This window comes from Methylobacterium aquaticum (assembly GCF_016804325.1).
GTDB classification, from domain to species: Bacteria; Pseudomonadota; Alphaproteobacteria; order Rhizobiales; family Beijerinckiaceae; genus Methylobacterium; species Methylobacterium aquaticum_C.
Map to the genome: position 1 here is coordinate 325258 of NZ_CP043627.1, position 12530 is coordinate 337787.

The window sequence follows — 12530 nt, forward strand, 5'->3', positions numbered from 1 at the left end:
CGGGGGAAACCGACACCCACCGCGTCAGTCCGGGGCCGCGAAAGCGGAGCCCGGAATCCAGATCGTCCGTTGAGGACGGAGAGCGCGGAACTCTGCCCGCCATCCTCCGAACCGTCAGCGATTCCGGATCCCGGGTGCCGCTGCACGGCCCCGGGATGACGCGGAGGATCGCAGAACCGGGGGAGACCATCGTCTCCCCCGAAATCCCCTACTTCGCCGGATCGATCAGCGTCAGCTTGCCGGTGAACGGCTGGTCCTGCTTCGACGTCGCGGTGCAGCCATAGGTGTACTCGCCCGGCGCGATGGTGCGCAGGCGGATCGCGCCCTTGCCGTTGGCCTTGACCAGGTAGGCGTCGTTGCTCGCCACGTGGACCACGTCGCCGTCGTGGTGGAGCACGTTCTTGTTCTGGAAGATCTGCGGCGCCGTCAGCGAGACCTGCAGGTTCGACTGGTTGGTCACCTGCAGGTCGACGTTGGTCTGGGCCGGCAGGCGCAGCTCGGCCGGGGCGCATTTGGGCACGCCGTTCTCGGCGGTGATCGTCACCTCGACCGGCGGCATCGCGTCGGTCTTGGGCGGCGGCAGGTCGTTGGCGGCGCGGGCCCCGCCCGACAGGGCGACGGCGAGGAAGGCGGCGGCCGCAGCAATGCGGGCGGGAATCGGCATCGGAGGTTCCTCTCGTGAGGGTGCAGCGAGGTCGAGGCCAGAACGCCAGGTTGCGCCCGATGTTTCCTCCTCCGCCCCACCGCGACCCGATGCCCGAGGTCGCCCCCGGCCCGCGGGGCGCCTATAGCTGGGCTCGACCCGGAACGGGACCTGCCCGAAGAGGATCGCCCATGCTCACCCTCGACCATCTCGTCATCGCCGTCGCCGATCTCGACGCGGCCTTCGCGGATTACGCGAGCCTCGGCTTCACGGTGATCCGCGGCGGCGAGCACCAGGACGGCATCACCCACAACGTGCTGGTGGTGCTGGAGGACGGCGCCTATCTCGAGTTGATCGCCTTCCGCAGGCCGGCGCCCGGCAACCGCTGGTCCGAGGTCTATCACCGGGCCGGCGAGGGGTTCCTCGACCACGCGCTCCTGCCCGGCGACATCGACGCCGACGTGGCGGCGGCGCAACGGCGCGGGCTCGACATCGCCGATCCGGTGCCCGGCGGCCGTTTCCGCCCGGACGGCGCCCGCCTCGACTGGAAGACCGCCCGGGCGCCGGGCTCGGACGTGCCGTTCCTGTGCGGCGACGTCACGCCCAGGGGCTTGCGCGTGCAGGAGGGCGACGTGCGCCGTCACGCCAACGGCGTCACCGGGATCCGGTCGCTCACGGTGGCGGTCCGCGACGTCGCGGCCACCCGCGCCCGCTACGGCGCCCTCCTCGGCACCGGGGCCGACGCGCCGGTGGTCGAGGCCGAGATCCTGGGCGAACCGGCCCGCGCCGTCACCCTGCCGCTCGGCCCCGCCACGACCGTCACCCTGGCGAGCCCAGCGGGAGATGGCGGACCGTTATCCGAAGCCCTGGCGGCGCGGGGCGAAGGCCCGGTGGCGGCGGTGTTCCGGGCCGGCCGGGACGCGGGCGACCTCGACCCGCGGCTGACCCATGGAGCGCGGCTCGCGATCGCGGCTGGGTGATCCGGATCACGCGCGCCTCCCCTCTCCCGTCCGGTCTATCGGGTTCAGATAACGGCGACGAAGTCTAACCCATTGTAAGAGTGGGCGCTTTCCCCTCCCCCTTGTGGGCAGGGCTGTCCGGGGAAAATTTGGGTCTGGGTGCATGCCCTGCCACGCCGGAGGTGATCCGGGAGTTGTCCGGTTGTCGAGACACGAACATCCGGGCAGGACATGCACCCCAGCGATACCCGCTTCGCCCAGCTGCTGGAAGGCCTCGATCGCCAGCAGATCGCCCAAAGCGTCGCGCGCCACGGCGCCGACGCCTACGACAAGTGCTTCTCCTCCTGGGATCACCTGCTGGCCCTGATCTTCGCCCAGCTCAGCCCCGCCGCCAGCTTGCGCGCCCTGGAGGTCGCCTGGAACGCTCACGCCGCGGCCCATCCCCAGCTCGGCACCGGGCGGCTGCATCGCTCGACCCTCTCGGATGCCAACCAGCGCCGCCCCCTGGCGGTGTTCACCGAGACCTTCGCCCGCCTGGTCGGCCAACTCGACCGTCGCCTGCGCCGCGACGGACGCACCTTGCTGCGCCTGATCGATGCCACCCCGATCCCGCTCGGCGCCCTGCACGGCTGGGCCCGCTCGAACGGCCGCATCCGCGGGATGAAGCTGCACCTGGCCTACACACCCGAAACCCACCAGCCCCGCCTGCTCGACCTCACCCCCGCCACCCGCAACGATGCCGAGATCGGCCGCCGGATCCCGCTGGAGCGCGGCGCCACATACGTCTTCGACAAGGGCTATTGCCACTACGGCTGGTGGAGCGCCATCGCCGAGGCCCAGGCGACGTTCGTCACCCGACCCAAGACCAACATGCGCCTGCGCGTGCGCACCGGCCGTCCCCTGCCGCCCGAGCCCGAGCGGGAGGGCGACGGCTTCACGCTGCTGGCCGATCACGAGGTCGCCCTGGCCAGCAAGGGCGACTCGCGCCTGGGCATGGGCCTGCGCCGGATCCAGTTGCGCCGCCACGAGGGCGGAGCACGCCTGACGCTGGTGACCAACGACCTGACCCGTCCCGCCACCCAGATCGCCGCCCTCTACAAGACGCGCTGGCAGATCGAGCTGTTGTTCCGCTGGCTCAAGCAGCACCTGGCGATCCGCCGCTTCCTGGGCCACAGCGAGGAAGCCGTGCGCCTGCAGTTGGTGGCGGCGATGATCACCTTCGCGCTGCTGCGCCTGGCGCTGCGCCGCCACTGCCCGCGCGTGCCGATCCTGCGCTTCGTCGACCTGCTGCGACAGGGCTTGTTCGAGCCGCAGACCTGGGCCGAGGTCCGGGCCCTGCTATCGCCAAGACCGACCGCAACCAGGCGCAGAAGGAGGACGGCCCATGCCTCCTAACTTCCCCGGACAGCCCTGCCGCCCGCGGGGAGAGGACTTCATCGACCTTGTCGTCGATGAAGTGAGCGAAGGCGCAGCCGGAGCGAGGGTAAGGGGGAGGTTCCGGAAGAGCCTCATCCTGAGACACCCCCTCACCCTCGCCCTGCGGGCTCCCTTCACCCCCGACGAGGGGGGTGAAGGCCTCTCCCCGCCCGCGGGGAGAGGGGAAAACTCGCGCCTCAATCTTTCCCCGGACAGCCCTGCGCGGAGGGGGGAGGGTTCAGGCGCGGCTGTCATTACCGCTTTGACAGTCGAATTTTTGAGTGCGGGAGATTTTCACCTGGCCCGCGGAGGAACGAGGAGAATATTGAGCCCGTCTCACGCCGCCGCGAACAACCCCTGCGCCCGCTCCACCAGCTGCGCCGCCGCATGCGCCGGGTAGGGCTCCCGCGTGCCGTGCCCCAGACCGGTCCCGGCCAGGCCGGATCCGACAGGAAGCGCCCGACCACGTGGACGTGGAGCTGCGCCACCACGTTGCCGAGCGCGCCGACATTGACCTTGTCCGGCTTGGCGAGCGCCTGCATCACCCCCACCGCCAGACGGGTCTCCTCCATCAGCCGGGCGGCGTCCTCCGGCGAGAGGTCGGTGAGTTCCGACACGTCGGGGAGCCGCGGCACCAGGACGAACCACGGGAAGCGCTTGTCGTTCAGGAGCAGTACGCGCGACAGGGCGAGGTCGCCGAGCAGGACGGTGTCGGCGGAAAGCCGCGGGTCGAGGGTGAAGTCGCTCATCGAGGTCCGTCGCTGGTTCCGTCAATGCGCCATCAGCACCGGCATGGCGGCGTGGGCGAGGATGTGGCTGGTGGCGCCGCCGAAGATCATCTGGCGCAGGCGGCTCTGGGTGTAGGCGCCCTTGATCAGGAGATCGCAGCCGATCGCCTCGGCCTCGGTCAGAAAGATCTCGCCGACGGTGCGGCGGCCGGCGGCGATCGTGCGGCCCTGCGCCGACAGACCCTCGCGGTTGAGGGCGGCGGCCATCTCCTCGGCGCTCGGGCCCGGCACCATGCCGGCATCGACCCCCAGGACCTCGATCCGGGACGCGGCGCGCAGGAACGGCGCCGCGAAGGCGACCGCGCGGGCGGTCTCGGTCGAGCCGTTCCAGGCGATCACCACGGTCTCGCCGATGCTGGCGGGCGAGGTCGGCGGCGCGATGACGAGGGGGCGGCCGCTCTCGAACAGGACCGCCTCCAGGGTGGTCATGCGCGGCGCCCCCTCCCCGCTGCCGGGCCGGCCGACCACGGTGGCGCAGAACAGCCGCGCATGCTGGGCCAGGAAGCCGTCGCCGGGAGGCGCATCGGGCCGCCAGCGCCAGCGCGGGCCGTTGCGGTTCGTGTCGGCGCTGTCGCGGGCAAGGCCCGCCCGCTCCATCGCGGCGGTGAACAGGGCGCCGCAATCGCGGGCCTCGACGAGGTCGGTCTCCTCGTCGCGCACCCATGTCATGCCCCCGACCATGTCGACGGGGACGTATTCGGCCAGCGCCGGGCGCAGGCCGAACCCCTCGATGCCGGCCTCGAAGCGGCGGGCGGTGAGGATCGCGGTGTCGAGCACCGAATCGAGCAGGGTATGGCGGGCGACCGGAACGAGAAGCGTCTTCATGATGGCGCACTCACCGCAGGAGCCTCGGGGATCGATCCCGCGATAGCATCACGGCGGCCTCCGGCCTGTCCAGTGGGCCCCCGGGGCAATCCCCGGCGCGTTCCTCAGCCGGCCGAGCCGCGTCCGCCCCGCCGGAACGGGGATCACGGCCCGGCCGAGGCCTCCGCCGTCCCGCGGCGCGGCTCGGCATCTTCGGGCGGCTTCGACTGGCTGCAGGCGGCACCGGCGCCGTCCTGGCCGCCGGGGGCGCAGGTCTCCTCGAGCCAGAGCGCCAGGACCAGGGCGAGGCCGGCGGGCGCGACCAGCGCCAGGAAGGCCCAGGTCCAGCCGAGATGGAGCGCGAGCAGTCCTCCGACCCAGCCCGAGAGCGCCCCGCCCACGCCCTGCACCGCCGCGACGGTGCCGAGCGCCGTCTGGGTGCGGCCCGAGCCCCAGGTCAGGTCGGCCACCACCACCGGCACCGCGACGCCGATCACCCCGGAGGCGACGCCGTCGAGCACCTCCGCCAGGATCAGCCAGTAGGGATCGGACAGGAAGGCGGAGAGGAGCGCGCGGACCGGCAGCACCGCGCAGGCGACGAGGAGGAGCTGGCGCCGGCCGCGCCGGTCGGCGAGCGAGCCGGCAAACAGCGCCACCGGGATCATCACGGCTTGCGCGACGATGACGTAGCGGGCGGTCCAGCCGGTACCGTCCTGGCCCGCGGCGACCAGCTTCTGGCCGAGCAGGCTCAGCATCGAGCCGTTGGCGAGGTTGAACAGGGCGAGCGCCGCCGAGAGGATCAGCAGGCGCCGGTCGGACAGGACCTTGAGGATGCCGGAGCGCTCGGGCGTGTCGTCCGGGTCGTCCTCCTTCCAGCCGACGGCACGGCGGCCATTATAAGCTTTCTTCGGCGTCGTCAGCGCGGCGGCGATGGCGCAGGCCGAGAGGCCGCCGAGCACCCAGAAGGCGATGCTCGGCCCCATGAGCGGCGTGCCGAAGCTGATCGCCAGCGCCGCCCCCAGGATGCCGACGTGGTTCCAGGCCTGGTTGCGGCCCTGCTGCTTGGGGAAGGCCTGCTTGCCGACCATGCCGAGCGTCAGCGCCGTCACCGCCGGCACCACCAGGGTGCCGCCGGCCGCCGCGATGAACTGGGCGGCGAGCACGGTCATGAACGAGCGGGCGGGCAGCAGCAGCAGGGTGCCGACGAGGATCGCCGCGCAGGCCGCCGCGATCAGCATCCGGGGCCGGCCGAGCCGGTCGACGAGGGCGCCGAGCGGGCCGCTCAACCCCAGGGTGGCGAAGCCCACGATGGTGGTGACGAGGCCGACCTCGCTCGGCCCCCATTGCGCCGCCTGAGCCAGCCAGGTGCCGAGGAAGGGCCCGAGCCCGCCCTGGATGTCGCCGACGAACAGGTTGATCAGGGCGAGGTGGGAGGTAGGGTTCATCAAGGCGGAGGCGCTCCGGCTCGCCCGTTCGGGCCGTCGTTCAGGTCTGTGACTGGCCCTAACGACCCAACGCGCCTGAACCGGACATGATCGCGCGGACGGCCGGGCGCCCCGTCACGGGCTCGGCACCGCGCAGGCCGCCGCGAGGCGGGCGAGCATCGGGTCGGGGATCCCCATGGCGACGAGCTGGTCGTGGGTGTGGCGGACGTAATCCGGGTTGGCGCCCGAGCGGCCGAGGCCCTGGCGCACCAGCCGCACCAGCTCGGCCTCGGGCAGGCGGCCGGCATATTGCGGGTGGCGGCGGTCGACGAGGTAGGTCACCGCCTCGATCCGGCGCCCGTCGTCGAGGGTGACGCCGAGCACGCGCTCGACATAGACCGCCGTCACCTGCTCGCGCTCGCGCAGGTAGGCCAGCGTCGCCGCGGCCTCCGGGCCCGCGACCCGGAAGGCCATGCCGCGGCAGGAGCCGCCGCGATCGAGCCCGAGCACCAGGCCCGGCCGCTCCGGCGTGCCGCGATGGACGTGCGACAGCACACAGAGCGAGCGGTGATAGCCGCGCAGGCGTCCGGGCAGGCTCTCCACGAAGGAAAAGCCCGGCCGCCACATCAGCGAGCCGTAGCCGAACACCCAGAGATCCGACGGCTCGCCCGCCTCCATCGCCTCGCTCCCCGCATCGCCCGGCTTATTCGACCGACTTGCCGGGCGCGGCCGGTAGCAGCTACGGGGACGCGGTTCAATCCGGGCGGCCCGTGCCGGGCCGCCGCAGAGCCGGGATCATGCCGATGAACAGGCCGACCACTCTTGGGCCGACCGACGCGACGCCGCCGAGCCGGAATCCGGGCCGCGGGCCGGGCCTGCGCCTCGGCCTGTTCGCGCCGTTCGCGCTGCTCGTCCTCCTGGCCCTGGCCTGGAGCGCGGGCTGGTTCTGGCTGCGGGGCAAGGCCGAGGGCGAGATCGACGGGTGGTTCGCCCGCGAGGCGCAGGCCGGACGGCAATGGACCTGCCAGGACCGCTCGCTGACCGGCTTCCCGTTCCGGTTCGAGCTGCGTTGCGCCTCGCTCGGCTTTGCCCGCTCCGACGTGCGCTTCACCACCGGCCCGCTGGTGGCGGTGGCGCAGGTCTACCAGCCGCGCCACGTGATCCTGGAGGCGACCGGGCCGTTCCGGGTGCAGCAGGGCGGGCTCGATGCCGACGTGGCCTGGACCCGGCTGGACGCCAGCCTGCACGCCACGAGCGACGGCTTCCAGCGCGCCTCCGTGGTGGCGGACGGGCTGAAGGGCGCCGTCACCGGCGCCGATCCCTCGCCGATCGACTTCACCGTCGGGCATCTCGAGCTGCATGCCCGGCCGACCCCGGGGCGCTTTGCCGCCGACGGCGCCGTCGACCTCAGCGCCCGGGTGCAGCGGGCCGGGTTGCCGCTCCTCGATCCGGTGCTCGGCGGACCCGAGCCGGCCGACATCGCGCTCGACGCCACCGTGACCCGGGCCGCGGGCTTCCGCACCCGGCCGATCGCGCAGGAGCTCGAGCGCTGGCGCGAGGCCGGCGGCACGGTGGAGATCGCCAGCCTCGCCGCCGAGAAGGGCAGCCGGCGCCTGCGGGCGCAAGGGGTGCTCTCCCTCGACGACCAGCACCGCCCGACCGGCCAGTTCGACGTCCGCACCGCCGGCCTGGAGCAGGTGATCGCCCCGCTGATCAGCGAGCAGATCGGCGCGCGGCTCGGCGGCGACGGCGCGGCGCTGATCGGCAACATCGTCGGCCAGTTCCTCGGCGGGCGCCGCAAGGAGCCGGCGCAAGTCCAAGGACAGGATGGCCAGGATCGCCCCGGCGAGCCGCCGCTCAAGGTGCTGCCGACCGTGCGCCTCACCGGCGGGCGGGTGATCGTCGGCCCCTTCGCGGTGCCGAACGTGCGGCTGCAACCGCTGTATTGAAGGGGCGAGGCGGTTGCCGCCCTGCCCCCGGCATCGTACGCCTGGGGCATGAGCCAGACCGCCCGCTTCCAGAGCTTCGAGGATCCCAGCCACCGGGAGGGCGCGGCGCGGATCGCCGCGCTCCGGGCCGCGATGGCGCAACGGGGTCTTTCCGGATTCGTCGTGCCGCGGGCCGACGAGCACCAGTCGGAATACGTGCCGCCCAACGCCGAGCGGCTGGCCTGGCTCACCGGCTTCACCGGCTCGGCCGGGACGGCGGTCGTGCTGGCCGACAAGGCCGCCCTGGTGGTGGACGGGCGCTACACCCTCCAGGCCGAGGAGCAGGTCGACACGGGCGTCGTCACCCCGGTGCCGCTCGCCGAGACCAGCGTGGATGCCTGGATCGAGGCGAACCTGCCGGCGGGCGGGGTGCTGGCCTACGATCCCTGGCTGCATACGCCGGACGGCCTGTCCCGGCTGGAGCGCGCCGCCACGGCCGCGGGCGGCCGGGTCGAGGCCACGCCGCTCAACCTCGTCGACCTCGTGTGGATCGACCGGCCGGCCGCGCCCCGGGCGCCGGTGGTGCCGCATCCCGAGACCCTGGCCGGCGAGGCGGCCTCCGCGAAGCTCGGGCGCGTCCGCGAGGCCCTGGCCAGGGCGCGGCTCGACGCCCTCGTCGTCTCCGATCCGCACAACCTCGCCTGGGCCTTCAACCTGCGCGGTGGCGACGTGGCGCATACCCCGATCGCGCTGGGCTACGCGGTGATCCCGCGGGACGGCGCGGCGCGGCTCTTCCTCGACCCCGAGAAGATCACGGACGAAGCGGCCCGGGCCCTCGACGGCCTCGCCGAGCGCGACGAGCCCGGCGCGCTGCCGGCGGCCCTCGACGCCCTCGGCGCCGCCAAGGCCCGGGTGCGGGTCGATGCCGCCACCGGCGCCGTGGCGCTCGGCCGGCGGATCACCGCGGCGGGCGGCAGCCTCGATGTCGGGCCCGACCCGATCACCGCCATGAAGGCGGTGAAGAACGCCGCCGAGATCGACGGCTCCCGCGCCGCCCATCGCCGCGACGGCGCCGCGGTGACCCGCTTCCTCGCCTGGCTCGCCCGCGAGGCCCCGGCGGCGCGGTGTCGGAGATCGACGCGGCAATCCGGCTCGAAGCCTTCCGGGCCGAGACCAATTCCTTGCGGGAAATCTCCTTCCCGACCATCTCCGGGTCGGGGCCGAACGGCGCCATCGTACATTACCGCGTCACCCGCGGCACCGACCGGCGGGTGCAGCCCGGCGAGCTGTTCCTGATCGATTCCGGCGCGCAATACGGCGACGGCACCACCGACATCACCCGCACGGTGGCGGTCGGCCCCCCGAGCGAGGAGATGCGCGACCGCTTCACCCGGGTGCTCAAGGGCCACATCGCCATCGCGACCGCGGTGTTTCCCCGCGGCACCACGGGCGCGCAGATCGACGCCTTCGCCCGCCGCCCGCTCTGGGAGGCGGGCCTCGATTTCGATCACGGCACCGGCCACGGCGTCGGCGCCTTCCTGTCGGTGCACGAGGGGCCGCAGCGCATCGCCAAGACCGGCACGGCGGCGCTCCAGCCCGGGATGATCGTCTCGAACGAGCCGGGCTACTACAAGACCCGCGCCTTCGGCATCCGGATCGAGAACCTGGTCCTGGTCGAGGAGCGGGCGCTGGCGGGCGCCGAGCGCCCGATGCTCGGCTTCGAGACCCTGACGCTCGCGCCCTTCGACCTCGCGCTCGTGATGCCGGACCTGCTCACCCCGGACGAGACCGCCTGGCTCGACGCCTACCATGCCCGGGTGCGCGAGACGCTCGCCGATCTGGTCGATCCGGAGACCCGCGACTGGCTGGTCGCGGCGACGCGGCCGCTCGCCGCCTTCGTTTGAGGGCCTGCTCGACTGGCCGCTACCGATATCGAACCCGCTGCGTCATTCCGGGGCCGCAAAAGCGGAGCACGGAATGACGAGGTGGGTATCGAACGTGTCGATACGATCTTCGTATGCCGGAGCGTGCGTGGTTCCGCGTGAGACGAATCGACTGATCGGTGAGACGCAAAGTAAAAACTTGTTAGTTCTATATATTTCGATATAGATCGCAAGAATTGTCCGAATGGCTGGAACCGGGCGCATTCTCGTCGAATACTTCGCATCGCCGTACTATTGTCCCGCGGCCGATCACGGCACGGGGACAACCGAATCATGAAGACGACGATGCTGGCGGCCCTGGCCGCCGGGACGATGCTACTCGCCGCCGCACCGGGGCGGGCCGAGGCGATGGAGTGCGCCGCGGTGACCGAGCGCCAGATCGAGGGCCTGTTCGACCGCTGGAACACATCGCTGGCGACGCTCGACCCGGCGAAGGTCACGGCGAACTACGCGCCCGACGCCGTGCTGCTGCCGACGGTGTCCAATACCCCGCGCACCGACCGGGCGATGATCCAGGACTACTTCGTCCACTTCCTGGAGAAGCACCCGCAGGGCGTCGTCAACACCCACACGATCAGGATCGGCTGCAACCTGGCGACCGATGTCGGCACCTACACCTTCCTGATCGACGGCAAGAATCCAGGCGAGCACGTGGTGGTGCCGGCGCGCTACAGCTTCGTCTACGTGCTGAAGGACGGCGAGTGGCTGATCGCGCATCACCATTCCTCGGCGATGCCGGAGCCGGTCGTCGCCGTCACCGCCGCCGCCAAGGATCATTGAGCGCCGACATCCCTCGGGTATCTCCGCTCAAGAGGCGTCGCAAGGGTCGGCATCCCGGAGATGCGCGCGCAAGGTGAGCGCGCGCGTGTCGATGCCGATTCCCGGCCCGGCTTCGCTGGTCGGCGGGCGGGTCAGCATCGTGGCCCAGAACAGCCCGGTGGCGAGGGCGAGGGCGCTGAGAGCGGTCAGAACACGCATGTCGGCCTCCTGCGGCCCGCGGGCCGGATGGGTCTGTCGGCGTTCGCATCAGACCTGGCTGCCGGCCGGTCGCGCGCGGCCAGGGATCTGCCCAAGCAACGGCTCGGCAAACTACGAACGATCCCGCTTCTTTATTCCTGCTCGGCGTAAAGACGATTTGTCTTGCCGTCATCCGTCATTCGGATGACGCTTCGCGACTTGGCGTACCGAAGGCATTTCGCTGTCATCGCGTGCGGTCCCCTCCCCTTTTCGGCTGGGACGTCCGGCGCAAGGTGAGGCGCGGGTTCTCCCCTCTCCCCGCGGGCGGGGAGAGGGCCGTGCCGCCGTTCAGGGGGCACGGCGAGCCCGAAGGGCGGGGGTGGGGGGGTCGACGCGTGAGGCTCCTCCGGCCCCCCTCATCCTCGCTCCGGCTTCACCTCCGCCCGCGGGGAGAGGAGGGAGTCCGCGCCTTTTCCTTGTCCCGAACAGCCCCAGGGCCGCCTGGAATGAAATTCTTCCACGGCCTATTCTCGTAGAAATCACGCCCATTGCCGCAGGCTAATTTGGTTTCTTACTTCGTTGACCACGGCAAGGAGGAATGAGAACTTCCCATGGCCGCCGGATGGCCGCGACGATCGCCGCGGCGGCGGACCACTTCTGCTGGAGTCGACGACAATGCTTCCGACACGCCGTTCCGTTCTCACGGGGCTGATGACGGCCGGCGCCCTCGCGGCGGGTCGGGCCCGGGCCGCCGGCGAGGCCGCTCCGAGCGAGTTTCGCATCGGCTACCAGAAGATCGGCCTGATCGTCGTCACCCGCCAGCAGCAGCTGATCGAGACGCAGCTCGCCGATCGCGGCGTCAAGGTACGCTGGTTCGAGTTCCAGGCCGGCCCGCCGCTCCTCGAAGCGCTGAACGCCGGCAGCATCGATTTCGGCTATACCGGCGACGCCCCGCCGATCTTCTCCCAGGCCGCGGGCGGCAACCTCGTCTATACGGCCGCCGCCGCCCCCTCCGGCGAGGGCGAGGCGATCCTCGTCAAGGCGGCGTCGCCGATCCGCACGGTCGCCGACCTCAAGGGCCGCAAGGTGGCGGTGGCCCGCGGCACCTCCTCGCACAACCTGCTCGTCGCGGCCCTGGAGAAGGCCGGCCTGCGCTTCACCGACATCACGCCGGTCTACCTCTCCCCGGCCGATGCCGGATCGGCCTTCACCGGCGGCAGCGTCGACGCCTGGGCGATCTGGGATCCGTACTTCGCCATCGCCCAGGCTCGCGACGCCACCCGGGTGCTCACCACCTCCGGCCAGACCCTCGACGTGTCCGGCTACTTCCTGGCGAACAAGACCTTCGCGCAGGCCCATCCGGCGGTGGTGCGCGCGGCCCTGCGGGCGCTGGAACAGGGCGCAGCCTGGGCGGAGGCGCACCGCGATCGGGTGGCGCAGGCGCTCGCCGAGGTCACCGGCATCCCCTTCCCGATCCAGAAGGCGGCGGCCGACCGCACGCAGTTCGCCGTGCGCCCGCTGAGCGACCAGATCCTCGCCGGCCAGCAGGCCACCGCCGACCGCTTCCACCGCCTCGGCCTGATCCCGCGGGCGATCACCGTGCGCGACGCGGTGTGGACGGCGCCGCCGGCCTGAGGCGCCCGCGCGGGGGAATCACAGGCTGGACCC

At 72.0% G+C, this 12530-nt stretch carries 10 protein-coding genes and 2 pseudogenes; 6 read left to right on the forward strand and 6 right to left on the reverse strand.

The features are described from left to right. Positions 1-208 precede the first annotated feature (208 nt). Positions 209-664, reverse strand: coding sequence for a hypothetical protein (locus F1D61_RS01435; RefSeq protein WP_203156202.1), 456 nt, complete (start codon positions 662-664; stop codon positions 209-211). Between the two features lie 170 nt (positions 665-834). Between F1D61_RS01435 and F1D61_RS01440 the strand changes: the two genes are divergently transcribed. Both F1D61_RS01440 and F1D61_RS01445 read left to right on the forward strand, forming a co-directional pair. Further along, complete coding sequence (locus tag F1D61_RS01440; RefSeq protein ID WP_203156203.1) at positions 835-1623, forward strand: VOC family protein; 789 nt, start codon at positions 835-837, stop codon at positions 1621-1623. Positions 1624-1833: 210 nt separating this feature from the next. Continuing rightward, on the forward strand, positions 1834-2997 hold the full coding sequence (locus F1D61_RS01445) for an IS4 family transposase (RefSeq protein ID WP_203153609.1): 1164 nt from the start codon (positions 1834-1836) through the stop codon (positions 2995-2997). 357 nt (positions 2998-3354) lie between these two features. On the opposite strand, the pseudogene F1D61_RS01450 reads toward F1D61_RS01445, so the two are convergent. The 4 genes and pseudogenes from F1D61_RS01450 to F1D61_RS01465 form a co-directional block, all read right to left on the reverse strand. Then, positions 3355-3767 (reverse strand): annotated as a pseudogene (locus F1D61_RS01450) (HIT domain-containing protein). A 21-nt stretch (positions 3768-3788) separates the two neighbouring features. Then, on the reverse strand, positions 3789-4631 hold the full coding sequence (locus tag F1D61_RS01455) for a universal stress protein (RefSeq protein WP_203156204.1): 843 nt from the start codon (positions 4629-4631) through the stop codon (positions 3789-3791). Positions 4632-4774: 143 nt separating this feature from the next. After that, positions 4775-6055, reverse strand: a complete 1281-nt coding sequence (locus F1D61_RS01460; RefSeq protein ID WP_203156205.1) for an MFS transporter — start codon at positions 6053-6055, stop codon at positions 4775-4777. 114 nt (positions 6056-6169) lie between these two features. Beyond that, positions 6170-6712 carry a gamma-glutamylcyclotransferase gene (locus F1D61_RS01465; RefSeq protein ID WP_203156206.1) on the reverse strand — a complete coding sequence of 181 codons (543 nt, stop codon included), beginning with the start codon at positions 6710-6712 and terminating at the stop codon, positions 6170-6172. Between the two features lie 125 nt (positions 6713-6837). Between F1D61_RS01465 and F1D61_RS01470 the strand changes: the two genes are divergently transcribed. The 3 genes and pseudogenes from F1D61_RS01470 to F1D61_RS01480 all read left to right on the forward strand — a co-directional run bounded on the left by F1D61_RS01470 (position 6838) and on the right by F1D61_RS01480 (position 10685). After that, a complete protein-coding gene (locus F1D61_RS01470; protein WP_203156207.1) occupies positions 6838-7983 on the forward strand; it encodes a DUF2125 domain-containing protein in 1146 nt (381 codons plus the stop codon). 48 nt (positions 7984-8031) lie between these two features. Beyond that, a pseudogene (locus F1D61_RS01475) lies at positions 8032-9866 on the forward strand (aminopeptidase P family protein). A 312-nt stretch (positions 9867-10178) separates the two neighbouring features. Further along, positions 10179-10685 carry an SgcJ/EcaC family oxidoreductase gene (locus F1D61_RS01480; protein WP_203156208.1) on the forward strand — a complete coding sequence of 169 codons (507 nt, stop codon included), beginning with the start codon at positions 10179-10181 and terminating at the stop codon, positions 10683-10685. A gap of 27 nt (positions 10686-10712) precedes the next feature. On the opposite strand, the gene F1D61_RS01485 is transcribed toward F1D61_RS01480, so the two are convergent. Further along, positions 10713-10883 (reverse strand): hypothetical protein, encoded by a 171-nt coding sequence (locus F1D61_RS01485; protein ID WP_203156209.1) that lies wholly within the window; start codon positions 10881-10883, stop codon positions 10713-10715. Between the two features lie 654 nt (positions 10884-11537). Here F1D61_RS01485 and F1D61_RS01490 point away from each other — a divergent pair. Then, a complete protein-coding gene (locus tag F1D61_RS01490) occupies positions 11538-12497 on the forward strand; it encodes a sulfonate ABC transporter substrate-binding protein (protein WP_203156210.1) in 960 nt (319 codons plus the stop codon). Positions 12498-12530: the final 33 nt, after the last annotated feature.

Coding starts and splice junctions, on each gene's coding strand:
- F1D61_RS01435 (WP_203156202.1), bottom strand. CDS start 664: ATGCCGATTCCCGCCCGCATTGCTGCGGCCGCCGCCTTCCTCGCCGTC.
- F1D61_RS01440 (WP_203156203.1), top strand. CDS start 835: ATGCTCACCCTCGACCATCTCGTCATCGCCGTCGCCGATCTCGACGCG.
- F1D61_RS01445 (WP_203153609.1), top strand. CDS start 1,834: ATGCACCCCAGCGATACCCGCTTCGCCCAGCTGCTGGAAGGCCTCGAT.
- F1D61_RS01455 (WP_203156204.1), bottom strand. CDS start 4,631: ATGAAGACGCTTCTCGTTCCGGTCGCCCGCCATACCCTGCTCGATTCG.
- F1D61_RS01460 (WP_203156205.1), bottom strand. CDS start 6,055: ATGAACCCTACCTCCCACCTCGCCCTGATCAACCTGTTCGTCGGCGAC.
- F1D61_RS01465 (WP_203156206.1), bottom strand. CDS start 6,712: ATGGAGGCGGGCGAGCCGTCGGATCTCTGGGTGTTCGGCTACGGCTCG.
- F1D61_RS01470 (WP_203156207.1), top strand. CDS start 6,838: ATGAACAGGCCGACCACTCTTGGGCCGACCGACGCGACGCCGCCGAGC.
- F1D61_RS01480 (WP_203156208.1), top strand. CDS start 10,179: ATGAAGACGACGATGCTGGCGGCCCTGGCCGCCGGGACGATGCTACTC.
- F1D61_RS01485 (WP_203156209.1), bottom strand. CDS start 10,883: ATGCGTGTTCTGACCGCTCTCAGCGCCCTCGCCCTCGCCACCGGGCTG.
- F1D61_RS01490 (WP_203156210.1), top strand. CDS start 11,538: ATGCTTCCGACACGCCGTTCCGTTCTCACGGGGCTGATGACGGCCGGC.